Raw genomic sequence first — 26,486 nt, 5'->3', positions numbered from 1 at the left:
GGATTTATGCTGACAGCTGATTTCGCTTCAAGGTGACAATCTATTTCGGCCTAAACTGGTGAACTTAGCCTTTATTTAATATTCTTTTTTTTAAGAAAAAGCCTTTCCAATACATTCTTTTCCCATCATCACTAATTTCATCTTCATCAACCTGAGAATCAAAATCATAAATAACTTCATAATTAGATAAGTAAGGCTGAATAAACTCTTCCTCTCTAAAAAGATAGGTTGGATAAGATGCTCTATATAGCCAATCTGGCACGGTCTGGACAACTAATCTAGTTGAATCTTCTATAAATGAAACTCTATCAATTAAGATATATTCAAAACCTTTTGATAAAATATCCTGTGTAAAATTGACTGTATCTGGCATACATTGATGTACACCTGATAAAACCATTACATCGAAGTCATTTTCTAAACATGCTTCATCAATTGTATAATGAAATTTTAAAACTTCATCCTCGATAAATTCTTTGCCACATTTAACAAAGTGTTCTTGTTCAATAATTGTCCAACGGAGATTATTTAGGTGTGATAACGCTAATCTATTCTGAAAGTAGGAAGAACCAAGTGAACCTCCAAAATCGATTACGCTTAATTTGTTACCTTTAATAATTGAAATATGCTGAAGTGCACCCAACAATGGCCATGAATATTGTATGTTATCTTGAGCTAAAGAGTCGCGTTCATAAGCTGCTTCTCCGTTTTTCACTTTAAGAATAGATGTTTTAACTTTTTCTAAGATATTCGCAGCATCATAACCAATGCTATCCTGTTTAGCCGCTATCCAAGTATTATAATTACCACTGTATTTTACTGGTGTATTTGTGTATTTTGACTTTACGAGGGCATTTGTAATAATTGGAGGAATAAACTGTTTGAGGAGCGCTTTATTCATAATCTTTAGTATTAAGGGTTTCACTAAAGATAGAATTTGAATTTGGTTTTAGCTAGACTGCAAGTAAAATGTTATGAAGAATTAAATTTTTCATTCGATGTGATGGCAAAATCTAAGCATTTTAGGGAAATGGATAATATCTGGAAAGGAATCAAAATTGCAGCATATAATGTTTACAATCTCAGCTTTACTATTTAAACAAAAAAGCCTCAGATTTCTCTGAGGCTTTTATCCGGTATCCTTTTCGTTTTTGCTCATCAGTATTCACCCGAACATATATATCTACACAGATTCAACTAGGGGAAATTGCTTCATCCACATTTCCTTATAAATGCCATTTTTTTTCAATAACGATTTATGATTACCTTCTTCAATCATTTCACCTTTATTCAAAACCACAATTTTATCGGCATTAATAACTGTACTTAAACGGTGTGCAATCAGGATAATGGTTTTACCTTTTTCCCTCAAAATTGAAACTGCATTGTGTATGTATTCTTCTGAGGTAGAATCCAGTGATGAAGTGGCCTCATCCAAAATTAAAATTTCGGGTTCGCGGTACAAGGCCCTTGCAATTGCCAATCTTTGTCTTTGACCACCTGAAAGTGTTGTCGCATTTTCTCCCAAATATGTTTGAAAACCTTGTGGCAAGTTCTCAATAAAATCTAAAATATTCAGCTGACTGCAAATTTTCACAATACGTTTCATATCGGGTTCCATCTCTCCAACAGCAATATTATCAATAACATTTCCGGCAAATAGATGGACATCCTGTGGCACCACGCCAACCAATTTCCTCAAACTTTCGTTGGTTAGGTAATTGATATCAAATTCTCCAATCATAATATTTCCAGATTGCAGCGGATAAATATTCTGCAGTAAAGAAAGTAATGTCGTTTTACCCGAACCACTTTCGCCAACTATCGCCGTAATTTTACCTTTTTCAACCTTAAGGTTAAAATCTTCAAAAACAGTTACACGAGTTCCGTAACGGAAATTAACATGTTTAAATTCGATATCGCCAAGCATATCCGGCGTAAATTCAGTCCGATTTTCAGTGCTTTCCCTTTCCAAATCCATAATTTCGAAGAGCCTGTCGGCAGCAATCCTGGCGTCCTGAAAAACCTTGTTCATACCAATTAATCCAATTACTGGTCCGGTAAAATATCCAATAATGGCATAGAATGATAACAGTTCTCCTGGTGTAATTAAATTTTGAAGCACAAAACTTGCACCCGCCCACAATAAAATGACAGAGAAGATACTCGATACAAAACTACTCGCATTACCGATTAACAATGAATTTGTGCCTGATGTGTAAACGGTTTTAAGCAACTCTACAAATCGGATTTCTGTTTTAAGGTTGGAGAAATTTTCCAGGCCAAAGCGTTTAATTGTACTTACAGAATTTACCGATTCCACTAATTGGTTTTCCAAATCGGCACTTTTCTCCATTAGTTTACGCTGTGTACTTCTGTTTAACTTATTTGAGAAATAATAAATTATCGCATACAAGGGTATTACAATCAGCATAATCAGCGCCAGTTTCCAGTAATAGGTAAACATTAGCGCAAAAGAAAATATCAAGATAAAAATGTTTACGGCAAAGCCGATTAAAACATCGTTGATAAAAGCCCTGATTTTTACAGCATCGTTCATCCGTGAAATGATTTCACCGACCCGCATGGTATCAAAAAACTGTTGAGGAAGTTTTAATAAATGCTTGTAATAACCTAAAATTAAGCGTGCGTCAATCTGCTGACCAGTTTTAATCGTGAGCAAAGTTTTGGCGTAGTTGATAAAAATCTGAAGTAGGATGATAATGATCATGACCGTTCCCATCAGATTGAGCAAGTTGGTATTGCCTTCAGGCAAAACATTATCTACAATCTTTTGCAGAAAAATTGAGGAAGATAAACCTAGAATCGTATAAAAAACAGCCCCAATTAAAACCTGAATTAATATCGATTTATGTGGCAATAACAAATACAGAAACCTTTTTTCAAGCGAAATTCTTTCTGTTCCGGCGGTAAAATCATCACCAGGCAACAGCATCAATAAAACACCTGTCCACTTTTGCCTAAACTCGTTATGGCTTAAACGTTGCATTTCGCCATAAGCGGGGTCCATCACTTCGATATAATCTGAATGGATTGCATACAAAACCACGTAATGCGGCAGGTTATTTTGAATAACGTGTGCAATTACGGGCAAGGGAATGCTGAACAAATTATCGTAATCGGCTTTAACACCTTTTGCCGAAAAACCCAATCTGGTTGCAGCCTCTATCAAACCTAAAACATTTGTGCCTTTTTTATCGGTTGAAGCGTATTGCCTGATTCTGGCGATTGGCATATCCAAACCGTAATGAATGGCAATTGAAGCCAGGCAAGCTGCACCACAATCGGTAACATCGTGCTGTTTTATAATGGTTCTTTTAGCTTGCTTATTTGAAGAAAATTTTCCCTTCAGATTGCTAAAAAATGTATTTAGTTTCATAGGCTGGTGGTCTGTGTCTCTTTAGCATCGGGAATAACATTCGGATTTAACCAATCATCAGCCTTGTCATAAAGCAATTGAAAAAGTGTACGTCGGGTTACAAAGAAACGGGCTTGTAAGGTCATACCCTTTTTTATTTTACCTACGTAGCCATTTTTTAAATTTAAACTATTTTTATCGAGCAGGCAACGCACCTTAAAGAAGGGCTGTGCACCGTTCTGCATAAAAATATCGCTGGAAATGGAGATAATTTTTCCGGTTGCCATTCCCCATTCGTTATAATTATAGGCATCGATTTGAAAGCGGGCTTTGGTACCAATCTTCAACAGGCCAATGTCTTTGGGCTGAACATAGGTTTCTGCAATTAAACCCGAATCGGGCGAAATTTCACCAAGAATTTCATTTGCCGAAATGGAACTTCCAGGCTGAATCCCCTTCAATTCTTGCACCGTTCCGGTTAATGGTGCTTTAATCGTGTAAAACTCCTTCTCTTCGTTGTACTGCTTATCTCGTGTATCGAGTTGCTGATTTTGAATATTAAGCTGGTTAAGTTCAGTTTGCCATTTACTGCCTTGTTCTTCTCCAATCAGTGATAGTTCATTAAAAACATTGTCTTTTTTAAGCTTTACCTCATCATATTCAACTGCAGAAACAGCCTTTCTTTTGTAGAGATAGGCATAACGTTCGAAGTTTTTTACAGCAAGCTGATACCTGGCTTTTGCTTCGGTAACCCTCTGCATAAAATAACTGTATTGCTGACCGTAAACGCCAGATTTTAAGGGTAGTTTTTTCGACCAATCGTTTCGCCGATAGGCATTAATTAGCAAACCCAAATCAAAAAGCTGGTCTTCAACATCGGTTTGTTGAAACTGGTTTAAAGCGTCCTGACTTTCTATGTTTTCCTTTTTAATGGTAAGCAGCACCTGACCAGCCCTTACATGCATATTCTCCTTAATAAAAAGAGAATCAATCCGCCCTGCGATTAAGGGTTTAATTTCGTTGCGCTCGGCTGTTGGCCTAAATAAACCGGTGCTTTTTACATTCACGTCTACCCTGATTAAGAACATAGAAACAAATGCAATTATCAAAGTAACCAGGAGTACTTGATAAATAATTTTGGTTCTAGAGTTATGCGAATGAAAATGATATTCGGCTGTGTTTTCAATAACTTCTTTCGGAAATATATATTTTTCGCTATCCATATCTAAGAATTATATACGAAACTGAGGCCATTTAGTTTTAGCAGAAATAAAAAAGAGCCAAAATTTCGGCTCTCCTTTATCATTAAACATTATAATTATTGCTGATTTCCAAGTCCAAAAATCGAGAAATCCAAATTGATATCGTTCCCAACTGAAATTTCAGTAACGCTGTGATGGTCGCCATAAGAGCGCTCAAACCTTAAGTTTAATAAACTTTCTGTAGAGCTGCTTACTGATATTCCATAACCGTTGGAATTGCCGCCACCATTAATTTCCCTTAATTCTGTATTTGATAAATTTTTCATAACATTAAAATTTAAAATAAAAAAGGAGCGCAAAAAAACGCTCCTTTTACTGATAATTTATCATTTGTATTAGCTATTGATACTGTCAAACAATCCGGCTAAGCTGCCTCCGATGTTATTACCAATCGACAATGAACTCGCACTGGCTTCATCGCCATCTTTGCTTGCTGTAGAGAATGATAATAAATTACCAATTCCTAATCCACCACCGATACCACCAGAATTAGCAGAATCATTGTTACCAAATAATCCGCCACCGTTAATTTCTTTCATTTCGTTCAAATTTAACTCTTGAATTTTCATAGTTGTAATTTTACTTTCACCTACTCTTTTAAAGGTTTTCGGTCTCCCCTAATTTTGAGGTCTTAACCTCATTTAAATTATAAACGCATCTGTAATCACCTTAGATTTTGCAAATGGCTTGTTTAAAACAATCAATCGGAATAAGTTAAACGCTCTGGTTGTCGATATTTTAAAACAATTACCTACATACCCTTACTTAAAACTAAACCAAAAAAGGGTTCTGATAATTCAGAACCCTTTTTATAAATTGAGGTTTTAATTCAAATTAGCTGGTTAAGCTTTGGAATAATCCTTCTAAGCTTCCACCAATGTTATTCCCTAAAGAGAACGAGGTTTTACTCGATTCATCTCCGTCTTGGGTTTCGTTAGAGAATGATAATAAATTACCAATTCCGATTGAACCTAATAATCCACCTGAATTTGCTGAATCATTGCCACCTAATAAACCACCACCGTTGATTTCTTTCATTTCGTTTAAATTTAACTCTTGAAGTTTCATAACGTTTTCTAATTTTAATTTTGCCTACTCTATTTTAGGTTTTCGGCTAACCCTTGCACAGCCTTGCGGCGTGTTGATATAGAAACGGGAAGAATTGGATTTAGGTTTTTTTAGGCCCATATTTAACAACAACCCCTGCGAGTAGGTTATAAACAAAGGTTGTACCTTTCCAGGCAATAAGTTGGATGAAAGAAACGTTTAACGCACGCACTAGCTTTCAGCAAACGAAGATTTCACGCAGAATACGGCAAGCCAGCCTACACCAAAATAGAGTGTGAAACATTGTTTCTTTCTATTTTGATGAAACAAACTACGAACATTTCGCCTTCACTTGTCGGGTTATTTCATCAATTCTTATCCCTTGAAAAGAATGATACCTTCTTATCAAGGTGATTTTTTGCAATTAAAAATTCACCTAAAAACCCTATTGACAAAATTATAGAGCCGATGAGCCGCTTTTTGCACCAAAATACAATTCCGTCATTGCGAAGCCGGAATGAGCGAGCTGAAGCAATCTGTTTTACCAGCGTTCACCTCAAACAAAAGATTGCTTCGTTCCTCGCAATGACGGGAAATCGCAGATGTCTTTCTGAAAGAATTGCTTGATTTAGAGTAAGTAGAAACCACCCCAACTCATTCTGGTTTAATAAAACCCAAGTCTCCATACTGAAATACAACAACAATATAACATATTGCCCCAATTCTCTATCATCCACAGGCTAATACCCAAAATCTTTTAAATGAAGATAATGGGGTCTTTAAAATTAATCAAGTAAATATTGGTTAATATTGACCTACTGAACATGTAAAGGCACTAGATTAAGAAAAATCAAAGCATAAAAAAACCGGAATAAAAACTATTAAAGTTTTCATTCCGGTAATGTACCCTATGCCGAATTTAACACGAACCAATTTTTTGAGGACTTGAAGGTTTTATCAGAATTAGGACAGCCAAAATGATATTAGCAAATGTTAACTGTATTATTAACGAACCATCTATTGACAAATAAATTTAGAACCTAACATACACAATTTAAATTTATCCGCAAGAATATAAGGGGCAGCCCTCCGGCAAGCCCCGTGACATAACCAAATTTAAGGGTAGCTTCGAATTTCCCTCAATACATTATCAAATCCCTTTGCTATGATCAAGGGAAAAGCCATTAACCTTACTTACTTAACTCGAGTATATACTGCCCTTTTGCGGGTACGGAGATGGCCTGACTGAAGGAAAGTTGCTTGCTTGTGATGACGTCTTTGCCTGAAGTAAAACCGTTGATCACATCGCTAAATCTATCCATTTTCAGTTCATGGTCTTTTAATGAACTGTTTAAAATAACCAGTACCCGCTTGCCGTCTTTAATTCTTCCATAGACATATATCCCGTCTTTTGGCGCATAGTGGATCATTTTTCCCGCTGTTACCGCTTCACTGGTTTTTCGCCATTGCAGCAGTTTCTGTAAATAATCCCAGGCTTCATTCTGCTTTTCACTTCTGCCACCTCTGGTAAATTCATCCTGTTTATCCTCAGGCCATCCACCCGGAAAATCCACACGCAGGCGGCCATCACCATCTTCTTTAGTACCAATCATAAGTACTTCCGTACCATAATAAATCTGCGGAATGCCTCGTGTAGTAAGTAAAAATGCCAGCCCCTGTTTATATCTTTTTAAATCTTTGTCTTCTTTTCTGCTAAAACGCCCGAGATCATGGTTATCCAGAAAGGTAAGTACATTATAGGGGTCTGCATACACGAAATCCTGAGCAACATCTTCAAAGATATCTCCCAGATAACCGTTATCGGTTTCTCCGTCAAATGCCTTCTGCATGGTGAAGGTGAGCGAAAAATCCATCGGGGTTTTCAAATGAGGATTTTTTTTACTCAATATAGAATTTGCCTGCCACCATGCTGGTGAGGTTTTTTTATTATACCAAGTCTCTCCAACGATATTAAATGACGGATATTCATCATATACTTCTTTATTCCATCTAGCTAGGAAATCAAAATCCATGTAAGAATATGTATCCTGTCTGATGCCATCAATGCGGGAATACTCTATCCACCAGATGCTATTCTGAATCAGATATGTTGCCAGGTGTGGATTCCTTTGGTTTAAATCCGGCATCCCGCGGGTGAACCATCCATTCAGAAATGTATTGCGTTCAGTCTCTGAGGCATGAACATCCATAACTGAAACCGTTGCATGATTAGTTTGAAGAAAAATACCGTCATTGTTTATCCAGTCTTTGGATGGTAAGTCCTTCATCCACCAATGCGAGCTTCCGCAGTGATTGAGCACCATATCCATCACCATCTTCATACCCTTCTCATGAGTGGCTTTGGTTAGCGCTTTAAACTCTTCATTACCTCCAAAACGTGGATCTGACTGGTAAAAATCAGTTATAGCATATCCATGGTAAGAGCCGCCCCTCATTTTATTTTCCTGAATGGGGTTTAGCCATACTGTTGTGATACCCAGATCTTTCATATAGTCCAGTTTTTGCCTTACCCCTTCGTAATCACCTCCATGACGTGCATTTGGACTTTTTCGATTAACTGATACGCTATCCCAATTGTCATTAGCCGTATTTCCATTAGCAAATCTATCAGGCGTTATCAAATACAATACATCTGAGGCGTTGAATCCTAATACACCGCTGTTATCTACACGGGCTTTTAAAGGATAGCTATGGATAAATTTTTCATTACCATCAGAAAAAGTAATGGGAACGATTCCGGATTTTGCGTTTTTAGCAACGTTAATGTAAAGGAATATGTAATTGGGATTTTCGACTTTTACAGCCTGTTTTAAAGTGACCCCTGGATAATTCAGGGTTACTTTAGCATTACCAATACCCGTTCCATAAACCAGAATCTGGAATTCGGATTTTTTCATACCTGTCCACCAGTTTTCCGGTTCTACCCTGCTAATTGATATTTTAGCGAAGGCTTGTGTTGCGCTTAAAAAAACGGCCAACACCAATAGGTTTATTATTTTCTTATACATTGCGATTGAGATTATTGATTAGGATTAAGCACTATTTCTGAAGCACTATATATTGATAAGGCTCCAGTTTCAGGCTTTCTGTCAAATTAGTCTTTGAGCCACTAAAAGCATCCTTCCAATTGCCAGTGATTGAAACTGGAAGGCTATATTCTAAGGGCTTATTTCTTAAGTTGGAAACAACTAATACGCTTTGTCCATTCAGGGTTTTGGTAAAAACACAAACATCGTCGCTGCTGTATGAAGCCAATGCACCAGTACGAACGGTCTTACTTTTATTCCAAAAAGACACTACTTTTTTGTAATCCGCAAGGACATCCTTGTTAGCCTTTTCGAGTGACCAATCGATGCGCCTGCCTGTAAAGGGAAACGTTAGCCGAAAGGGTGTTCCAATTTCCTGTCCGTTGTAAATCATTGGGATACCTTTCATGTAAGCGGTGACCACAAAAGCTGCCATGGAACCACGCTTTCCACCAAATAAATCAAGCGGGGTCCCATCCGACCCATTTACATCGTGATTAGTTAGGTAACGTACCACGGCCTGCCCTTGCTGTGCGCCTTTATAGTCACGTTCGTTCAAGCCGTCAATTGACTTAACGGATTTATTTTTAGCAAAAATACCTTTCAGATTTCCAAAGTAATTAAAGCCAAAAAAGTAATCGAAACCTGCACTCAAATATTTTGGGCTACTGCCTTCAGCTAGCATTAAAAGTTTATGTGTTTTTATGGTCTTCAGGCTATCATTTACCTGCTTCCAGAAATCAAGCGGAGGGCCATCTGCATAATCACAGCGGAAGCCATCAATATTGGCTTTATACACCCAGGATTTCATGGAATGAATCAAGGATTGTCGAAGTTCCTGGCTCCGAAAATCCAGTTGGGCAACATCCCGCCAGGTTTCCGGATATTTAATATTTCCGGTACTGTCGCGAAGGTAATATCCTGGCTTTTCAATCCATGGATGATCCCAGGAGGTGTGATTGGCTACAATATCGAGCATCACAGCAATATTTCTCTTATGGGCACCATCAACCAAGTTTCTCAAATCGTCCAGCGTTCCAAATTCTTTTCCTACTTCATCATAATTCATCGTAGCATAAGGAGAATTGGCACCTTTAAGCTTACCAACGGGATATATAGGCATGAGGTAGATCACATTAACCCCCAGATCTTTTATTTCATCCAGTCTTGCAGTTACTCCCGCGAAATTTCCGCCCTCGCTGAAAGCGCGGGTATTCACCTGATAAAGTATAACATCAGTTCGTTCTGGAACGCCCTTAAAGGGCTTGCCATACTGAGCGGGATAAGGCCTGTCCTGAGCAAGACTTAGCAAAGGTAAAGTCAGCGCGTATAATACTGCAAGAAATTGTATCAATCGTCTTTTTTTCATATATGCTATTTAAGTTTTTATTGAACCAGGAAGATATCTATTGTCCTTCCTGGTTATTTTTAATCACTATTAATATCCGGCATTTTGCTTTAAATTAGGATTCGCATTCATTGCTGCCGTGGGAATGGGAAATAGTTGCCAATGTGCATCTACCGCCGGAACCAGCCCGTGTCCAAGTGTAAAAGTTCCAAACCGGATCATATCCTGTCTGCGGTGGCCTTCCCAATTAAGTTCAAAACCACGTTCGTCATAAATATTTTCCAATGTAGGGTTTGCAGGCAAGGCCCCAACGCCTGCCCTTACCCTCACCTGGTCGATAAAGGGTTTTGCAGCTGCTGCATTGCCAAGGCGTAGATGGCATTCTGCTATCATCAGTAATACATCCGCATATCGGTAAATGGGGAAATCATTTGAACTGCCGCTTCCATCATTTGGAGCGACCGGGTAGAATTTCACACCTCTGACGCCCTCTGTAATACCTGCACCGGGATTAATTAATGAAGTTACCTTTGGTGTATAGGTGACCCCTCCTGGTTGGGGACCTATCAGAAACTGTTTTATCCTGACGTCGTTTGAAGCATATTTATTATAAGTTTCTTCTGGGACTATTGTACCGTTCCATCCTGCAAAACCAAACATTGCGACTCCATTCGGACCGTTCACACTCCTTAGCGCTAAAACATTATTTCCGATAACATTTCTTTTTAACCAGATAGCCAAGATAGTTTCATCATCCGGGCAGGTATCTCCGAATAATTCGAAGTATCTATTACCCAATGGACTTGAAGCGTTTGCTGTTCCTGGATGAAGTGAATAACCACCGGACGCCACTTTTGTACAAGCTGCCAGACATTCGCTCCATTTAGCTGTACCCGTGTACACTCCAGCATTCAGGTACATTTTCGCAAGAAAGGTATATGCTGCCCATTTATTGAAGCGGCCGTAAAAAACACCACCTTTAGTTTCTGGCAAAATATCAGCATTAGCCGTAATTTCTCCCACGATCCAGTTAAAAATCTGCGTTCTGGTTTGTGTTTTCAGCTGAGCGGTCGTGATATTGTTGTCCGTGTAAAAGGGTACATCGCCAAAATCATCGATAAGTAGGTAGTAAAACCATGCACGTAATATTTTGACTTCGGCTAGTTTTGCTGCTGGTGCATTTGCTTTTTCAAGCTGTTCAACGGCAAGATTGGCCAGATATATTGAGTTATAGCAAGCATTCCAGGTATTATTTATCTGACCTAAGGCAGGTGTCCAGGCCCGGGTGTACAACCAGGCATTCTCCGGCCCCCAGTCTCCACTCACTCTATGTGGGACAACCTGTTCATCGGTGCACATATTATTAGTATCATAATAGCCATTGTCTCCGCCTCCAAATTGGGGCATTCGGGCATATACGCTGGCCAGCGCAATATCTGGTCCTTTAGGGTCTGCAAAGAATTGACCCGCAGTGTATTTATCATAAACATTTTCATCAACTTTTGTGCAGCTATTTACCATCAAGCCTGCAGCGATTATGGTAGTGATAATTATTTTTTTCATGGTATTCTATTTTAAAATTATGTTCAAACCCACAGCAATATTCCTGACCCTTGGATAAATTCCATTGTCACCGCCTGTCTCTTCGGGGTCAATGCCGGAGTACTTGGTAATCAACAACAGGTTTTGTCCGGTAAGTGAGAAGCGTACAGCACTGATGTGTTTTGATTTAGTTGTTGGTATACGGTAACCCAGATTTACATTTTCTAACCGGATGAATTTTCCATCCTCCAGCCAGTAGTCTGATGCCAGGGGATAAGCAGAGGTAAACAGGTTATCATCGATAGCACTACGTAACAGGTTGGATTTCCCAAGGTTTTCTAAAAAACTTAAATTAGAACGAAGTGCGTTGAATAATTTATTACCGCCTGATCCACGGACGAGTACCGATGCGTCGAAGTTTTTGTAGCTAAAACTTGGCGTAAAGGCGAAGGTATATTTGGGCTGACTTTGTCCTGCAAAAATTCTATCCGGACTGGTTGCACCCGCATCTATTCTTCCATTTTTATCTTGGTCAACAATTATCTGCGTGCCATTGGCACTTACCCCGCCATGCTGAAGAATATAAAACGAACCTATAGCTTGCCCAACCACCAGGTATGCATTCTGTCCACCATATGGAACATTGTTGGTGATTAACGGCACCCCATTTAAAGAGCCACTAAGGTTAAGCACTTTAGAGTCCATAAGTGTTACGTTTCCACCGAGTGTTAGTCTGGTTGAAGCATTACTGATAAGGTCATAGTTCAAAGCCATCTCAACACCCCTACCCTGAATGCTACCCACATTAGCTTGAATTGAGCCTGTTGGAAAAGGCGGCTGTGGAACGGTGTACCCGTATAACAACTTATCGGTAACATTTTTATAAATATCAAAACTACCATTCAACCGGCCTTTCAACAAAGCGAAATCAAGACCAATGTTAGTTGATTTCTTCTGCTCCCACTCTAAATCTGAATTAGCATTCTGTGTAACCCTAAAATTAGTCTGCACATTTCCGGCAAAATATACTGTTCCTGATCCTTGTACAATCTGTAACGATTGCAATACATTCAGCGGTTGTTGGTTTCCGGTAATTCCGAAACCACCTCTAAGTTTCAGTACCGTAAAAATATGCTGATTTTTCATGAACGGTTCCTGATCAATCTTCCAGGCCAAGGATGCTGAAGGGAAGTTTCCCCATTTATGGTTTGCGCCAAATACTGTCGCGCCATCTCTTCTAAAGTTGGCTGTAAGAAGGTATCTATCTTTATATGAATAATTAGCACGGCCCAATACCGAAACCGTTCTTCTCTGATTGCGGTAGGATGAATAATCACCGGCCTGCACTTTGGAAAAATCTCCTAAACCTAAATTGTTATAAGTTGCCAAGTCATTAACGAAGCCTCTTGCAGCACTTCCGCTACCCGAATCCATCTGCGCCTGCCATTCGTACACCGCAGCTGCGTCAAAATGATGGTCGCCAAAGTCTTTACTATAGTTCAGCTGAAAATCCATCAGCTTATAATCTGAATTATTGTTGTTTACGCTTGCATAACCTTTCTGGTCGATCGCTGCTGCAACCGTTGAGATTGCGGGAGTGTAGTTACCGGATGTTCCGTTTGTTTTCTGCCAACTCCCAAATACCTCAGCAGAAAGCCCGCTTATTATTTTATAATTAATCCTCATAGAACCGAGCAACCGGTTATTTTCAGATTCGCTGACGATGCTGTTTGCGGCTGCTAGAACGTTCAATGGCTGAAATAAATTCGGGTCGGTAAAATAACTTCCATCTGCCCTATATACGGGGTCGGTTGGCCGGGATATGTAGGCATTAGAAATCAGATTGGAGGTAAATGCGGCTCTTCCGATAGAACCGGGACTTCCATTATTCTGTGCATTGGTACCATTTAAGGTCATCGTAATGGAGAGCTTATTGTCCAATGCTTTTTGAGTGGCTTCAATGCGGCCGATGAAGCGCTGATTGTCTGAATTGATGACAATACCATTCTGTAAAACCATTCCAAGTGATGCGCGGTAGGAGAAATTATCACTGCTACCACCAAGGGTGAGTGTATGGTTTTGGGTGGTCCCATTACGGGTCAAAAGACCAAACCAATCCGTATCTGCTCCAAAATTTGAGGAAGCTGGAATACTGCGGGCTGCCGCTTGCTGAGACCATTCCGCTGCTGAAAGCATTTCGAGCTGCCGTGTCACCACATCGACCGATGAATTAGCATTGTATTCAATAGAGGTACCACTTCTGCTTTTTTTCATCGTTACAATTAAGACACCAGATGCCCCGCGAGAACCATAAATAGCAGTTGCAGAAGCATCTTTAAGCACCTCAATACTCTGAATTTCTGTTGGCGGAATCTGATTTAAAAACCCGACATCTCCTTGTACACCATCTATAACGACCAGTGGATTATTATTACCCTGGATTGAAGTGATGCCCCTGATTTTGATATTTGGTGCACTCCCCGGCTCGCTGCCAGTTTGTGTGATGACCACCCCCGCCGCTTTTCCAGCGATCTGCTGCAAAGGACTGGTAATAGCACCCTGGTTAAAATCTTTACTGTTAATGCTGGCTACTGCACCGGTAACATCTGATTTTTTGGCTGTGCCGTAACCTACAACCACGACATCTGATAATGATTTGGCATCTGGTCTGAGCTGAATAATGGCCACCTTACCTCCAACGAGTGTGCGCTCGGCTGCATCGTAACCCATATAATTGACTTGGATGGTTAACGCGTTTTGGTTTAAAGAAAACTGAAATTCTCCTTTAGAATTGGTCGTTGTCCGCTGACTCGTTCCTTTGACCTGAATAGTTGCGCCAGCCAGAGGATCATTATTTTCGTCAACAACTCGACCATTGAAAGCGGACTGCTGGGCGAAAGTCAAGCTTAAAGTGAATAGAAAGAGCAGGAAAAGACCATACTTAAAGGAATAAAGAAAGTAATTTTTTCTCATCATAATATTTGATTAGTATTTGGTTAGTTGGAGACTGAAATGGCTTCCAGTGATCACAAATCAAAGTAAGAGGAGTTTAAAACCAATCGCAAGGCTAGAAAACTAGAATATTAAAAATAAAAGTCTTTGCAAGGAAATAAACAACTTATTATCAGCTAGTTAAATTTAACTTTGATTCCAGAATATATAGATGAATTGGAAAAAAATATGGAAAACAAAATAGGTTTTTAGTCCTTTAGGAATGAATTTAATAGGCTGGCTTGGCAAATTTCGAGCTGAGGTGCGGCAAAAAAGCCTGTTTCTGGAATGTTGATTACGGCAGCTGATTTTTTTTTAAATGAGCTCAGAATGCCATCTTGATAAAAAGGGATATTAATGGTCCAGCGGAAATTCGCTTTTAACCGTGCGGATGCTCATAATTTTTTCCTTAAATGCTTCGTTGGCTACTATCGATCTGTTTTTAACCTTGGTTTTATAAGTATAGATTGTATTTACGGAGTAGTTAAGGATTTTGGCGATGGTCTCATTTTCATCTATACCCAGCCTGATTAAAGCAAAAATTCTAAGCTCTTTACTTAACAATTGTCCCGCACAGGGATGCGTTTTGTCTTCTTCTAAAAACAGGGCATTGAATTCTTGAATAAAATCGGGGAAAAGGTTTAAGAATACCTCATCAAAACGCTGAAAAAAATGCTCCCTTTCTGTGCTGGTATTCATGCGGTTAATCACCAGCTGCAATTCATCATACTGTTTTAAGTGTACAATTTTTTCAAGGCTTCGTTTGAGCCGTTCAAGCTTTTCGATATAATCTGCATTGATATTAAAGAAATGTCCGATATATTCTTCTTTAATCAGATTGACCTCATCTAGCTTACGGTTGGTCTTGGTTAAAGATCGGTTTGCGACATCAAGCGAGGTGTTTATTTTAAGCAACTCATCATTGACCTTATTTAAGTCGTGATTTTTTTCGATGATCAGCCTGTCTGCAATTCTGATTTTTTTTAATTGTTTGAATGTCTTGCTTGCAAAGTAAATCAGGAGTATGATTAGTCCCGTAATGATCGAGGCATAGATTAAAAGTGACCGTTTTTGCTTTTCAATATCATTAATTTTGTCTTTTTCGATAATCGGGAGTATGTTACTGATCTCTACTTTACGCTGTTTTGCCCCATAGAAATTATTATCCTCAATGGCGTTATGGATGTAATTAAAAGCTTCTTTTACACTCCCCTTTCCATACAGATATTTGGCCAGGTTGACTAGCGCCAGCGACTCTTTTATAGAATGGGTGTTGTCTATAATCGCAGATTGAAACAAATAGTTCAAACCTTGGTCCGGTTTCTTTACGCTGAAATATAAATAACTCAGGCAGCTGTAATTGATGGCACTATCCTGATAACTGGATTTCATGGTGAGCAGCTGTTCGTATGGCGCAATTGCCGCCTGGTATTGTTTACTGCGAAGTAGTTTTAAACCTTTACCCGATAAATACTCGTAAGAGTTTTTGGGAAAGCTGTTGATAATGGTATCGCAGTACTTTAAGCCTTTTGATTTATAGTGCTCACTGAAATCGTGGATTTTATTATAATCCGTAAGATCGAAATTGCTTCTTGCCATCAGAAAATAATATTCGAACTGCTGACGGGGATTCAGAAAATTAGGATTTACACTATGCAAAGTATCAAGCCCCTCTTTGAACATACCTGAAGAGATCAGAACAAAGCCCAGGTTAACTTTGGAATAGTTGATTTTTTGCTTGTCATTCATTTGGTAAGCGCAATCAGCTGCCTTACTGGAGTAAATGTATGCTGAGTCATGGATATAAGACTTGTAGGCGTTAAAGAGGTCTAAATAATTTTGGTAACGTAAATTAATATCCTGGTAATTTATTTTAAGTTTCTGTTTTAATTTACCAATGGATTGCCTTTTTTTTACGTCAAAACTCGCTTTATTCTGCAATACCTCATTGAGTGCTTTTTTAAGGCTATCGGATTTCGCTGATGCTGAAATTGGATTTATAAAGATAAGTAAACCTATAATAAACATCACACAAAACTTAAATGTATTCCTTTCAAAGTAAAGCGGGCGTCGTGTCATATGGCAATATTGGTTTATTCGGTAAGTATTGGAAAAGTGTTACAGTTCCAAAACTTACATATTTGGTCTAATCAAATATAATGAAACACGGTAATAAATTTCTATTCCTCCAGGGATGTTACAAACGAATAACGCTCAACTCTCGATTTGATCATATTATTAAGCTCAGCAAAAGATATAGTGGTTTTATTAGTGATAATTCAGGTTAATTATGAACATTCATGATTTATTATAGAAATCCTGGCTACGGAGATATCGTAATAGTCTACTATAGTATTAAATCTTCTTGATTAATTAATCCGCTATCAACCTGAAACTAGACTTCGACTAATATCCTTTTCCAAAGTATAAAGCCTAAATGGCCCCATAGCTCTGCCACGAAATACTGAATATCTGCGGGTATGTCATAGACTATGCAGTAACGGATTTTGTATTTGGGATTATAACAAAGGTAAATTATTAAATCATCTGTAGAAAAGCCACGTTCGTTTAGGGATTTCAAGTGCTGGGTCTGGAGTTCTTTTGCTATTCCCTCCAAGCGATCATTCATAATCTTTGCCAGGGATTCTATGGCTTGAATTCAGTCTCGAAAGTAGGTATTACGGTTACGGTCATGACGCAAATATAATTTTAGCATTCATAACCGCATGAGCTGACATCTTAAAAAACTGGTGCTGAGGGGAATATTTTTTTGTGTTTATCTAGAGGGGATATTCCGGCAAAAGTGGTATTTAATCTGAGCAAAAAATTACATAAGAAAAATTTCAGAAATCGTTGGTAATTACGAACCGATTATGAACTAAAAATATGGAGCAGCATCCATTGGTTAAAGGGGGTAGTTATCGAAGAATAGCCTATTAAAATCCTTTACAACTTAGCACCATATGCCGATTTGCTTGGAATGATTGTCAATGTACGAAAAGAATGGGGATTTAACCACAACCAAATATCGAAATTGTTGATGGCTGATTTAGCTAGTTAAAGCAAACGTCTAGCGGTGAACAATCGGTTATTTTGCTGCGAACCTTATATTCGGCATCCAAGTGTATACTATTTCCTTTTTACATCTTCTAGCAGTGTTCTTATTTACGGTGTTTTAAATTTATCATGCCATCGCGAGGATTAGATAGAGCCGCGCATACATAGAGGTACTTTACCGATTCAGCTACACAATCTGTGCAATTCTATGCCAATTCAATCAGTCGTAGAGCTAAATGCCTGACCATCGCACATTGAAATTTTGCTTTCAGAAATTGAACTATGCCCAGACTGCCAGTTCAGGCTTCGACCCGCTGCACCAACAGTTCAACGAAATCAAATAACATATATTCCTCTGTGGCCTGTTTGTCACTGATCTGATAGTCACTCAAAGTGACATCGAGCAGTTTCCATTTATATAAAAGTGTTTCATCATTCCATAAGAAAACTTCCATTTCTTTGCAGACGACTTTTCGGGATTGCGCAAACCACCTTAAAAATGCAATTCCGAAAATTTTGCCATCCGTGAATCGCAACTTCTGAGCAGCATGATGGTTAGGTTCCAAGCCAGACACGCTACTAAATTTTGCCTGCGAGTCGGCGTTCATAATTTTAAGTTGCACAGAGACTGGCGCGTTCATCTATAAATCCTTTGGGTAAATAAATCATTTTTTAATAGCAGTTGTGATGGTGACTATATCCAGGACTGTAAAGTTCCTGCCGTACAAAATTAATTAAAAATCCAGTGTTATTTGAATCGAAAATGGCAGCTTCCCTACATTTCATTGCTGTAGTTTTTTAAGCGAATGAAATGATTCGGGCAATTTATCTTTAGCCCGCCACATGCTCCAGGTAGACGGATTAATAAAGGTTTTGCGCAAAATTTTACTTACTGTATATCAGCAAGATAACAGCTGCGCGTAATATCGAGTAGCTGCATCTTAAAGTATGAAAGCTTAAATGCTTTTGTTTTGTAAACATTTACTCAGAGAGATGCCCATTGTGATAATTATAGAGCGTGATGATGCTATTGCCGAAATCTTGCATTTTTGTATGCGTGATGCAGGCTTTGATCCCCTTCGCTTTAGTGATATTCCAGAATTCAATCAAATCAACTGGCAGGAAGTTGCTTTGGTACTTATCGATCATTATCCGGGTCTTTCCACCACCGCAATGTTCAGCGCCAAGGTAAAGGGCATTCTGCGCGCCGATCCTATACCAGTGATGCTACTATCCACTAATTTTAAGCTGCCTGAAATTTCCAGGCTGGCACAGGCGGATGATTACCTGGAAAAACCATTTGACCTGGATGTGCTTATGGCTAAGGTCCGGACACTGACAGCAATTAAATGATGATTCGTGTGGAGTGATTTTAATAGTTTTGAAAATAATTCTTAAAGTCAAACGTTTGCGTAAAATTTTAATTTGGAGGTAATGGTGAATAATTTCTATTTTCCAAGACTGTAAAATGAATCATCCCAATCAGATTACAAACGGTTTCTTTTATGAGAATCCTGATTATTATTTTTGCCTGGCTCCTCTCCGGTCAATCCGTATTTTGCCAGTCTGCGATTTTTCAGCAGCGATATCCGCTTACAAATCAGGGGAAATGTGCCTATTTCTTTCCTGACAGCTCTACACATGCAAGTTTCGAAGAGGTAGAAAAATCAGGCCGGGATTTCCGTCTCGGTAAAAGTGCAATATTCAACGGGCGTTCAAGCGGCATGGTCTGGTGGATGAAGTTAAGTGCCTCAACCGGCGGGGATCACCAGGCCTTCCTATACATCAATTATGCTAATATTGACAGCATCGACTTATATTACAGGGACAGCCTGATGCAGGTTCGTCATTTCCCTTCAGGCATGTTTGGCACTAAAGGCGACCGTTTTATCAGTGGAACCGGGTATGCTTTTCCGCTATACGGACTTAAAAAAAATAGCGGAACGGTTTACTTAAGGATGCGAGCCAGCAATACACTGCTTGCCCCAGTGAAAATTCTGCCCGAAAACACCCTTAACAATCTGCTACTGAAAACCGACGGACTACAGCTCTTTTATGCAGGAATTGGGCTTGCTTTGCTAATCTTCAATGTTTTCATGTACCTGACGACCAGAAGCCGGCTGTTTGCGCTTTACATTGGTAGAATTGTGCTACTTTATTATTTTGGTATGGTCTTTTACCTGCAAGGCTATGGATTGCTATTCGATATTGATATCGCGCGGTTTATCATGGGGCATGCCCACTGCTTTATCGCCGGGGGTTACATCTGTTCAATCCTGTTCAATAATCGCTTTCTGAAACTGCGCAAAAATATGCCACTGATGCTTAAATTTTTTAAATGGTTGACCGGCCTTTGGGCCTTGCATGGACTATTATCTCTTCTGGGTAACATCCCGCTTACCAATGTAATCACACAATGCCTTTCTTTTAGCACCTCAGTATTGATTTTTTACAGCAGCCTGAAAGTTATTGCTAAAAAAGACAGCCGTTTGCCCAATGTGATGAACAGGCTGTACGTGATTGGCTGGCTACCGGTGGCACTGGTTTCTGTTTATGTGATGCTTTGTTTGCAGGATGTGCTGACATTTCAATCTTACACCCTTAATGTTTTAAGTCTTGCGGGCATGATTGAAGGCATTTTGATAAGCCTTGGCTTATTTGGACAGCGTTTAAGATTGCTCTCCAGGCATAATGCGCATTTTCGCAAACAGGAAATCGAGTTGAGAATGCAGATGGAAGGCTATCGCAACCAGCTGGAAGTGAAAGTGGAAAAGCATTTTTATACGCTCAGCGAGCTTACCGCCATGGCCCGAAAAGCAGATCCCGCATTTTTTAGCATATTTCTTGAAAACGAGCAGCACTTTATCCAATCACTTAGAACGATAGCCCCTACACTTGTTAATTCTGAGCTGGAGTTATCTGCACTGCTGAGGCTGAATCTGAGCACGAAAGAAATAGCAATGGCTTACCGGCAGAGCGTCCGTGGCGTAGAAAGCAGAAAATACAGACTCAGGAAGAAACTCGGGCTGGATAGCGAAACCAATCTGCAGCTTTGGCTAATGAATTTAGCTGAAACGTCCTAAAATCAAGACAGTTCTTGGAAGATGCAGAAGCATTTATGCCTGACAGAACCCCCATGACTTACATCATTCAAACACTTAAAAAACAACAGGTTAAAACCATCTGCGTAGTTGTGCGTATGTGTCAATCTGCTTAACAGCATCCTGTTTGCATGAGCATACCTGAAAGCAAGATGATCGTCAAAGCCAAACAAAATCCATCTGATGAATTTCTTTGGTCGCTTTTAGCAATAGCCATGTCAACGGAAAAGGTTTATCTGGGATGATTTATTTACCACCGGCGGCATGGCTTATTATTAACGTAAATTTGGTTCAAAATATATCTGCAACAATATGCAAGGGAAATATTTTCGCGCTCACCATCAAATAGTTAATAGGCTTGCGTAGTTCTGCGTATTTGATTTTTGAACTTTATGGGGTAAAAATCTGTCTTTTGCTGAACCATTAATGTGCGACCTGATTTCCCAGGCGTTGGTTAGGGATGATTTCAGCGCCAATCAAGTTTTTACTTACAGGATTATGAAAGAATTAAAGTTTTCATTTAAGGATATTGTCCATTTACTGCAAGCCTACTACCAGGGGCAGGATATACAGCAAGTCTGTCTGGAATCGAATATTAGCCGGGAACAATTCGATACCTACATCCGTGAATTGGGGGAAATTGCTAGTGAAATGGTTAATCTTAAAGACGAGAATCAAAGGCTTAGAAATATGTTTTTAGATGTGAGCCTGGACAATCAAAGCCTTAAAAACGCTATTTCGCAATCAGCCAACCGGGATTCATCTCTTTTAAAACTCTTGCTTGCAAAGGAAGAAGGTTAAGGCAGGCCAAATCAAGACCAAAAATATTTCTGTAACTAAGGCTCAGTTCTCATTCCTAAAAGTAGTAGATTAGCACCCGCTAACCAAATTCAATCTGCCCGTAAAATCTTTATCCTAACGAAGTTTATTCGATTGGTTGTTAGAGTCCGTAATAAAAACAAGTCGGCTACGCCGATCCCTTGGTCAACTTATGTGGATTACACGGTACAGTTTATACGTTTATGAAAATTATTTTCAACATCCAAAATATACTTGATTTGGATAATCCCGGAGCAGATGGTTCCTATCCCATCAAATTCCTAATAAATATTGGCGGTGCTTCAGCAAAAATAAGCACCGGAAAGTTTATACAAAGCAAACACTGGAGCCAAAAGCACTGTGCGCCAAAGCGAAAGAAAAAGAAATTAAAATTGCTTTCAAAGTTTTTAAGTAAAACAGCCGCCGCCTTTGAGGCTTACCTGGAATGCCAGGCATCCATGGGAAAAAAAGTAAATCTCATAACGGCAAAAGATTTCTTTGCCAAGGATGCTAATCAGAATAGTTTTTTTGATTTCTTTCAAGAGCAACTGGATTTATGGCAGTTTGCCAAAGCAACAAATACACTGAAAAGTTATCGTTCCACTTTGAATATCCTGCAAATATTCAAGCCTGATCTGGATTTCGAAGACTTAAGCTACGAGTTTATCCAAAAGTTTGAACTTTACCTCAGGAAGGTCAGGCAAAATAGTGCCAACGGTGCCTTTACCAAACATAAAACCTTTAAATCCATCCTCAATCAGGCAGTTTTAAAAGGTTATATTCTGGAAAACCCATATAAAAATTTCAAAATCCGGGCATCAGACAGCAAACGTAGCTTTCTTTCTATTGAGGAAGTTAGAAAAGTGATGAACGTTAATATTCCCGAAAAAAATGGGTTTTTGAACCGCGTCAGGGATTTATTTTTATTTAGCTGTTTTTCAGGATTAAGGTATTCGGATATCATGAATTTAAAGGCCGAGCACATTAAAAAATTGCCGGATAGGATTGAACTTAAAATCATTAAAACGCAGCGAAGCCTAATCATCCCTTTAAGCCTGAATGCTAAATCAATCCTTAAAAAATATCACCACCAATCCAAACATAGCCCTGAATCCCCGCTACTCCCTAAGATGTCAGCGGCTGTACTCAACCGGCAGATAAAAGTATTGATGCAATCAGCTGACATTCGCAAAAACATCAGCTTTCACTGTGCAAGGCATTCATTTGCTTCCAATCTGATCGAAAATGGTGCTTACTTGAACCAGGTCAAAGAATTACTCGGACACAGCAGTATTTTAAGAACCGAAATCTATGCCAAAAGCTTGCGGGCAGACCTGATAACGTCCATGAAAAAATTAAACGACACCTACAATCTGGAAAAGAGTAAATCTGAAAAGGTTTAGTCCTAGTAGCTATTCTTTTATTGAACTTATTCATACAGCTTTTGAAGTTATCGGTTGTTGAGTCAACTTTTTTTATTAAAAAAAACAACGAGATAAGACGCTTAAATACAGTTAATTGAAAATAAAAATTATAATTTCAGCAAAAATCCCTTCAAAATTTTGTCGATAGGCCTTGCATTTTCAAAAACAATTCCTACTTTTGCACTCCCTCAAACAAAGAAAAAGAATGAGGTATAGAGTGCGGGGTGGAGCAGTTGGTAGCTCGTCGGGCTCATAACCCGAAGGTCGCACGTTCGAGTCGTGTCCCCGCTACCAAATGAGTTGAAAGACACTCAATTTAAAATGGCCCGTTCGTCTAGGGGTGAGGACGCCAGATTTTCATTCTGGAAACAGGGGTTCGATTCCCCTACGGGCTACAGAAAAGCGCTGAATTTACTGATTCAGCGCTTTTTTTATGTTTCCTCCGGCGCTACGGATGACTTTGCATTTGTTTATAATCGTAATCTTGCTCAAACATCCTCATTGCTTTTATACAGGAAAAAACCCTTAAAACTAGTTTTGAACGGATTGCATTATAGACCAGCATTTTGTTTTTATGCTCACCTTCAGTTTTGCGGATAAAATAAGCTTTAAGTTCAGGAACAAAACGCACAGACAGTATGGCGCAGGTGTGCAATAACGATTTGGTTTTTTTGTTGGCAATATGGGAAATCCTGCTCTTACCCATTACAGAACTTCCCGACTGACGCATGAAGGGAGCGATACCAGCATAGCAGGCAAACTTCTTGGCTGAAGTGATGTTTTTGAACTCATTTGTCGTGATAATAATATTTAGTGCGGTGAGTTCTCCGATGCAGGGAATAGAGCAGATTATTTTCATTTGTGCAGCGATTGGCTCATCTGAAGACCAAAGGGAGGTGATGCTGGATTCGACCTGCACGATATCCACCTTCACTGCGTTAATGGTTCCCAAACAAAGCAGCAGGTTTTGATTTAAAGAAGTTTTTTTGGTGAAGCCTTCCGCTTCCTTTAACGGCACTTTTAAGATGTGCAACATACTCATTAGACGTTCTCTTAAGCTTAATAGCGCGGATAGCTCGATAAGTATTTCGCGTTTACCTTTCCATAGTGAAAGCCTGTCTCTGGAACGAAATAAATATTCTGCAATGCGGAATGCATCAAGTTTGTCATTTTTACCCCTTAAAAGCCCCAAAGAATTTTTGATGTGTACTGCGTTTTCATTTACGATTGAAGCTTTCATCTTTAGCAAAACAGCTAACAGATGATTGCCATATATACCCGTCTGTTCCATTCCAAAAACAGTATTGGAAGCCTTTACACCAGTAGATGCTTTCAGGGCAGCTAAGAATACCTTTATGTCATCTGTTTTATTATTTATTCGATCGCTAACTAAGGGGCGGGTTCCATCTGTTACGCAGACGTCCAGGTAGAGCTTGCCGATGTCAAAGCCGATAAAAAATCCGAATTTTTTCATACTCCATTTTTTTGCCCTGGCCAGCCGGACATTACATCGTAATCCAGGTCCTACCTAATTTTAATACTAATTCCGTCCGGCTGTCATACTATAAATCCGCGAATCAAATTCTCCTCAATCATACCTTAATGCTCTAAATTAATGGTTTACTTAGGCCTTTATTCAATTACCATCATATAGTAAAGTTCAGGGCATCTATAGCTTTCAATCTGAATAATAAGTATGGATAGTAAGCCTATCAGTTGGGAGTTAATCTCCCCGCAGCCAAACGACTTATCACTCTCAGGCTGGCAAATTAGATTATGTGCATATAATCAGAGGTGTACTTAAAGATAATTATTTTTATTCGATTCGGGGTAATTATCTTCGCGTAGTGGTTTGATCATTTAGCAATGCTTAGCAAAATGTTACCGCTTTACAATATAAATTACGGCTAAAAAATACCCAATAATGAGTAATTCGATATTATACAATTTAAACAAGATAAATGCCGAAATCTCTACTATAATCAAATACACAATCGATATTTACCTTCAGAATCTTCAAAAGGTTTTTGCCCGTTCTGCAGTTGCCGTTTTCATGATTTAGACGGATAACTGCATCCTTTTAATTGCTAAAGTCTATAAAATGAGTAGTCTGTAATTCTAATTGTTTTTGAAAGCATCAAGTTTTTTACTAGCATTTGTGTTAACGGTTCAATCTCCAGATTTTTTTTTGCAAATATTAATCGCATTTTTAAAATCTTTAGTTACTTCATAAGTTTCTGCCAAGCCCTCATATGCCTTGAGATTGCATGTTCACGTATTTAAATTTTGTGTTGATTGATTTCCGTAAGTTGATAAAATGAGTTTTTCACGATAATTTGAATTAATTATGGTGCAGGCAAATTTTAATCATGAGATATATGTAGGTGAAGCATTATTGGGATGTTGAGCTTCGCAACAGTTATTTCTCGAACTTTAAAAATCAATAGCAACTTTTTTTAATTTTTAACCGTAACATTTCCGGTTCTCTTCAATGTACCCCATTGACTGAGTTCTCCTTTTATTGCTTTTCTTAATGCCCTGAACAGTACAATGTACATCAGTTGCCTCCAGAAGAAACGTTGTGGAAAGATGTAAATTAGCTTTTTATAACTCATGCCCTCCATACTGAAAGCAATGGCAGCAAAGATAATGTCAACCAGGATAAATAGCAGGTAATAAAACAGAACCTGCGCAAAGCCATTTTCCGGGCTCAGCAGACCAGAGAATCCTGACAGGGTAAAGTTGTTTATTGTGGCCAGCGAAAAAAGTCCGCTGATAAGCGATATGAGCATAAAAAAATCAGCCAAAGGAGAAAATATTGGCAGGATTATCTGATAAAACAAAATATTGGGCAGGCCTACCAGTCCGAAATACCCATACTTTTTATTGAACAGCGTTTTTTTGTTTTTCCAGAAACTCTGCATTACACCAAAGCTCCATCTGAAACGTTGTTTCAATAACATATTTATAGTTTCCGGCGCCTCTGTATAGGCTATGGCAGTCGAACAGTTTCTCACTTTGTAGCCAGCACGCAGAATACGCATGGTCAAATCACAGTCTTCTGCCAAGGTATCCGTAGTAAAGCCGCCAACCTCTAAAACCACATTTTTTCGGAATGCACCGATGGCCCCGGGCACAACGGTAATGGTATTGAGCAGGTCGAAAGCCCTGCGGTCCATATTTTGTGAGGTAACATATTCAATGGATTGCCACTGGGTAATCAAATTCTTTGCATTTCCAACCTTTACTGTACCGGCAACCGCGGCAGTACTTTCATCGTTAAAGTAAAGCATCAATTCCTGAACCGCATCTTTTTTCAATTGCGTATCGGCATCGATGCAGATTAGGTAATCAGATGAAGCCTGGGTAATACCAAAGTTTAAAGCTGAAGCTTTCCCGCCATTTGGTTTTGAAAATGCCTTTACTACAGGATGTTTACCGAATGTAGCTTCAACCAGTTTAAAAGTGC

19 protein-coding genes and 2 tRNA genes are annotated in these 26,486 nt (G+C 39.0%); 7 read left to right on the top strand and 14 right to left on the bottom strand.

Annotated elements, in window-relative coordinates; all coding sequences use genetic code 11:
- Nucleotides 1-64 precede the first annotated feature (64 nt).
- The 12 genes from R2Q16_RS18480 to R2Q16_RS18425 form a co-directional block, all read right to left on the bottom strand.
- A complete protein-coding gene (locus tag R2Q16_RS18480) occupies nucleotides 65-901 on the bottom strand; it encodes a methyltransferase, TIGR04325 family (protein WP_316739309.1) in 837 nt (278 codons plus the stop codon).
- A gap of 282 nt (nucleotides 902-1,183) precedes the next feature.
- The gene (locus tag R2Q16_RS18475; protein ID WP_316739307.1) at nucleotides 1,184-3,400 is read right to left on the bottom strand and encodes a peptidase domain-containing ABC transporter; all 2,217 of its coding nucleotides are present in this window, start codon (nucleotides 3,398-3,400) and stop codon (nucleotides 1,184-1,186) included.
- On the bottom strand, nucleotides 3,397-4,602 hold the full coding sequence (locus R2Q16_RS18470; protein WP_316739305.1) for an HlyD family secretion protein: 1,206 nt from the start codon (nucleotides 4,600-4,602) through the stop codon (nucleotides 3,397-3,399). The genes R2Q16_RS18475 and R2Q16_RS18470 overlap by 4 nt, the downstream gene beginning before the upstream one ends.
- 95 nt (nucleotides 4,603-4,697) lie before the next feature.
- Nucleotides 4,698-4,907: a hypothetical protein gene (locus R2Q16_RS18465; RefSeq protein WP_316739304.1), complete on the bottom strand. Its 210-nt coding sequence runs from the start codon at nucleotides 4,905-4,907 to the stop codon at nucleotides 4,698-4,700.
- 69 nt (nucleotides 4,908-4,976) lie between these two features.
- Nucleotides 4,977-5,210 carry a hypothetical protein gene (locus tag R2Q16_RS18460; protein WP_316739302.1) on the bottom strand — a complete coding sequence of 78 codons (234 nt, stop codon included), beginning with the start codon at nucleotides 5,208-5,210 and terminating at the stop codon, nucleotides 4,977-4,979.
- A gap of 265 nt (nucleotides 5,211-5,475) precedes the next feature.
- The gene (locus tag R2Q16_RS18455) at nucleotides 5,476-5,709 is read right to left on the bottom strand and encodes a hypothetical protein (RefSeq protein ID WP_316739300.1); all 234 of its coding nucleotides are present in this window, start codon (nucleotides 5,707-5,709) and stop codon (nucleotides 5,476-5,478) included.
- 1,169 nt (nucleotides 5,710-6,878) lie between these two features.
- Nucleotides 6,879-8,717 carry a glycoside hydrolase family 13 protein gene (locus R2Q16_RS18450; protein WP_316739298.1) on the bottom strand — a complete coding sequence of 613 codons (1,839 nt, stop codon included), beginning with the start codon at nucleotides 8,715-8,717 and terminating at the stop codon, nucleotides 6,879-6,881.
- 31 nt (nucleotides 8,718-8,748) lie between these two features.
- Entirely contained in the window at nucleotides 8,749-10,104 is a 1,356-nt protein-coding gene (locus tag R2Q16_RS18445; protein WP_316739297.1) for an alpha-amylase family glycosyl hydrolase, read from the bottom strand.
- A 69-nt stretch (nucleotides 10,105-10,173) separates the two neighbouring features.
- A complete protein-coding gene (locus tag R2Q16_RS18440; RefSeq protein WP_316739296.1) occupies nucleotides 10,174-11,646 on the bottom strand; it encodes a RagB/SusD family nutrient uptake outer membrane protein in 1,473 nt (490 codons plus the stop codon).
- A gap of 6 nt (nucleotides 11,647-11,652) precedes the next feature.
- Nucleotides 11,653-14,601, bottom strand: a complete 2,949-nt coding sequence (locus R2Q16_RS18435) for a TonB-dependent receptor (RefSeq protein ID WP_316739295.1) — start codon at nucleotides 14,599-14,601, stop codon at nucleotides 11,653-11,655.
- Between the two features lie 369 nt (nucleotides 14,602-14,970).
- Nucleotides 14,971-16,644 (bottom strand): DUF6377 domain-containing protein, encoded by a 1,674-nt coding sequence (locus R2Q16_RS18430; protein ID WP_316739293.1) that lies wholly within the window; start codon nucleotides 16,642-16,644, stop codon nucleotides 14,971-14,973.
- 1,328 nt (nucleotides 16,645-17,972) lie between these two features.
- Nucleotides 17,973-18,281 (bottom strand): hypothetical protein, encoded by a 309-nt coding sequence (locus tag R2Q16_RS18425; RefSeq protein ID WP_316739291.1) that lies wholly within the window; start codon nucleotides 18,279-18,281, stop codon nucleotides 17,973-17,975.
- A 385-nt stretch (nucleotides 18,282-18,666) separates the two neighbouring features.
- On the opposite strand from R2Q16_RS18425, the gene R2Q16_RS18420 reads away from it, so the two are divergent.
- The 6 genes from R2Q16_RS18420 to R2Q16_RS18395 all read left to right on the top strand — a co-directional run bounded on the left by R2Q16_RS18420 (nucleotide 18,667) and on the right by R2Q16_RS18395 (nucleotide 23,412).
- Nucleotides 18,667-19,026, top strand: a complete 360-nt coding sequence (locus tag R2Q16_RS18420) for a hypothetical protein (protein ID WP_316739290.1) — start codon at nucleotides 18,667-18,669, stop codon at nucleotides 19,024-19,026.
- 152 nt (nucleotides 19,027-19,178) lie between these two features.
- A complete protein-coding gene (locus R2Q16_RS18415) occupies nucleotides 19,179-20,756 on the top strand; it encodes a 7TM diverse intracellular signaling domain-containing protein (protein WP_316739288.1) in 1,578 nt (525 codons plus the stop codon).
- A 516-nt stretch (nucleotides 20,757-21,272) separates the two neighbouring features.
- Nucleotides 21,273-21,575, top strand: a complete 303-nt coding sequence (locus tag R2Q16_RS18410) for a hypothetical protein (RefSeq protein WP_316739286.1) — start codon at nucleotides 21,273-21,275, stop codon at nucleotides 21,573-21,575.
- 221 nt (nucleotides 21,576-21,796) lie between these two features.
- Complete coding sequence (locus R2Q16_RS18405; RefSeq protein ID WP_316739285.1) at nucleotides 21,797-22,996, top strand: site-specific integrase; 1,200 nt, start codon at nucleotides 21,797-21,799, stop codon at nucleotides 22,994-22,996.
- A 239-nt stretch (nucleotides 22,997-23,235) separates the two neighbouring features.
- Nucleotides 23,236-23,311, top strand: a tRNA-Met gene (locus tag R2Q16_RS18400).
- Between the two features lie 29 nt (nucleotides 23,312-23,340).
- Nucleotides 23,341-23,412, top strand: a tRNA-Glu gene (locus R2Q16_RS18395).
- 53 nt (nucleotides 23,413-23,465) lie between these two features.
- On the opposite strand, the gene R2Q16_RS18390 is transcribed toward R2Q16_RS18395, so the two are convergent.
- Nucleotides 23,466-24,491, bottom strand: coding sequence for a transposase (locus tag R2Q16_RS18390; protein ID WP_316739284.1), 1,026 nt, complete (start codon nucleotides 24,489-24,491; stop codon nucleotides 23,466-23,468).
- 450 nt (nucleotides 24,492-24,941) lie between these two features.
- Between R2Q16_RS18390 and R2Q16_RS18385 the strand changes: the two genes are divergently transcribed.
- Complete coding sequence (locus tag R2Q16_RS18385) at nucleotides 24,942-25,079, top strand: hypothetical protein (RefSeq protein ID WP_316739283.1); 138 nt, start codon at nucleotides 24,942-24,944, stop codon at nucleotides 25,077-25,079.
- A gap of 394 nt (nucleotides 25,080-25,473) precedes the next feature.
- Here R2Q16_RS18385 and R2Q16_RS18380 read toward each other — a convergent pair.
- A partial coding sequence (locus R2Q16_RS18380; RefSeq protein ID WP_316739280.1) for a glycosyltransferase family 2 protein occupies nucleotides 25,474-26,486 on the bottom strand: 1,013 nt, incomplete at its 5' end.

This window comes from Pedobacter aquatilis (genome assembly GCF_032678425.1).
Classification (GTDB): domain Bacteria; phylum Bacteroidota; class Bacteroidia; order Sphingobacteriales; family Sphingobacteriaceae; genus Pedobacter; species Pedobacter aquatilis_B.
This window is presented reverse-complemented; position numbering and strand designations above follow the sequence as displayed.

Coding starts and splice junctions, on each gene's coding strand:
- R2Q16_RS18450 (WP_316739298.1), bottom strand. CDS start 8,717: ATGTATAAGAAAATAATAAACCTATTGGTGTTGGCCGTTTTTTTAAGC.
- R2Q16_RS18440 (WP_316739296.1), bottom strand. CDS start 11,646: ATGAAAAAAATAATTATCACTACCATAATCGCTGCAGGCTTGATGGTA.
- R2Q16_RS18465 (WP_316739304.1), bottom strand. CDS start 4,907: ATGAAAAATTTATCAAATACAGAATTAAGGGAAATTAATGGTGGCGGC.
- R2Q16_RS18470 (WP_316739305.1), bottom strand. CDS start 4,602: ATGGATAGCGAAAAATATATATTTCCGAAAGAAGTTATTGAAAACACA.
- R2Q16_RS18420 (WP_316739290.1), top strand. CDS start 18,667: ATGCCCATTGTGATAATTATAGAGCGTGATGATGCTATTGCCGAAATC.
- R2Q16_RS18460 (WP_316739302.1), bottom strand. CDS start 5,210: ATGAAAATTCAAGAGTTAAATTTGAACGAAATGAAAGAAATTAACGGT.
- R2Q16_RS18425 (WP_316739291.1), bottom strand. CDS start 18,281: ATGAACGCCGACTCGCAGGCAAAATTTAGTAGCGTGTCTGGCTTGGAA.
- R2Q16_RS18430 (WP_316739293.1), bottom strand. CDS start 16,644: ATGTTTATTATAGGTTTACTTATCTTTATAAATCCAATTTCAGCATCA.
- R2Q16_RS18410 (WP_316739286.1), top strand. CDS start 21,273: ATGAAAGAATTAAAGTTTTCATTTAAGGATATTGTCCATTTACTGCAA.
- R2Q16_RS18405 (WP_316739285.1), top strand. CDS start 21,797: ATGAAAATTATTTTCAACATCCAAAATATACTTGATTTGGATAATCCC.
- R2Q16_RS18390 (WP_316739284.1), bottom strand. CDS start 24,491: ATGAAAAAATTCGGATTTTTTATCGGCTTTGACATCGGCAAGCTCTAC.
- R2Q16_RS18445 (WP_316739297.1), bottom strand. CDS start 10,104: ATGAAAAAAAGACGATTGATACAATTTCTTGCAGTATTATACGCGCTG.
- R2Q16_RS18455 (WP_316739300.1), bottom strand. CDS start 5,709: ATGAAACTTCAAGAGTTAAATTTAAACGAAATGAAAGAAATCAACGGT.
- R2Q16_RS18480 (WP_316739309.1), bottom strand. CDS start 901: ATGAATAAAGCGCTCCTCAAACAGTTTATTCCTCCAATTATTACAAAT.
- R2Q16_RS18415 (WP_316739288.1), top strand. CDS start 19,179: ATGAGAATCCTGATTATTATTTTTGCCTGGCTCCTCTCCGGTCAATCC.
- R2Q16_RS18435 (WP_316739295.1), bottom strand. CDS start 14,601: ATGATGAGAAAAAATTACTTTCTTTATTCCTTTAAGTATGGTCTTTTC.
- R2Q16_RS18385 (WP_316739283.1), top strand. CDS start 24,942: ATGAGTAATTCGATATTATACAATTTAAACAAGATAAATGCCGAAATC.
- R2Q16_RS18475 (WP_316739307.1), bottom strand. CDS start 3,400: ATGAAACTAAATACATTTTTTAGCAATCTGAAGGGAAAATTTTCTTCA.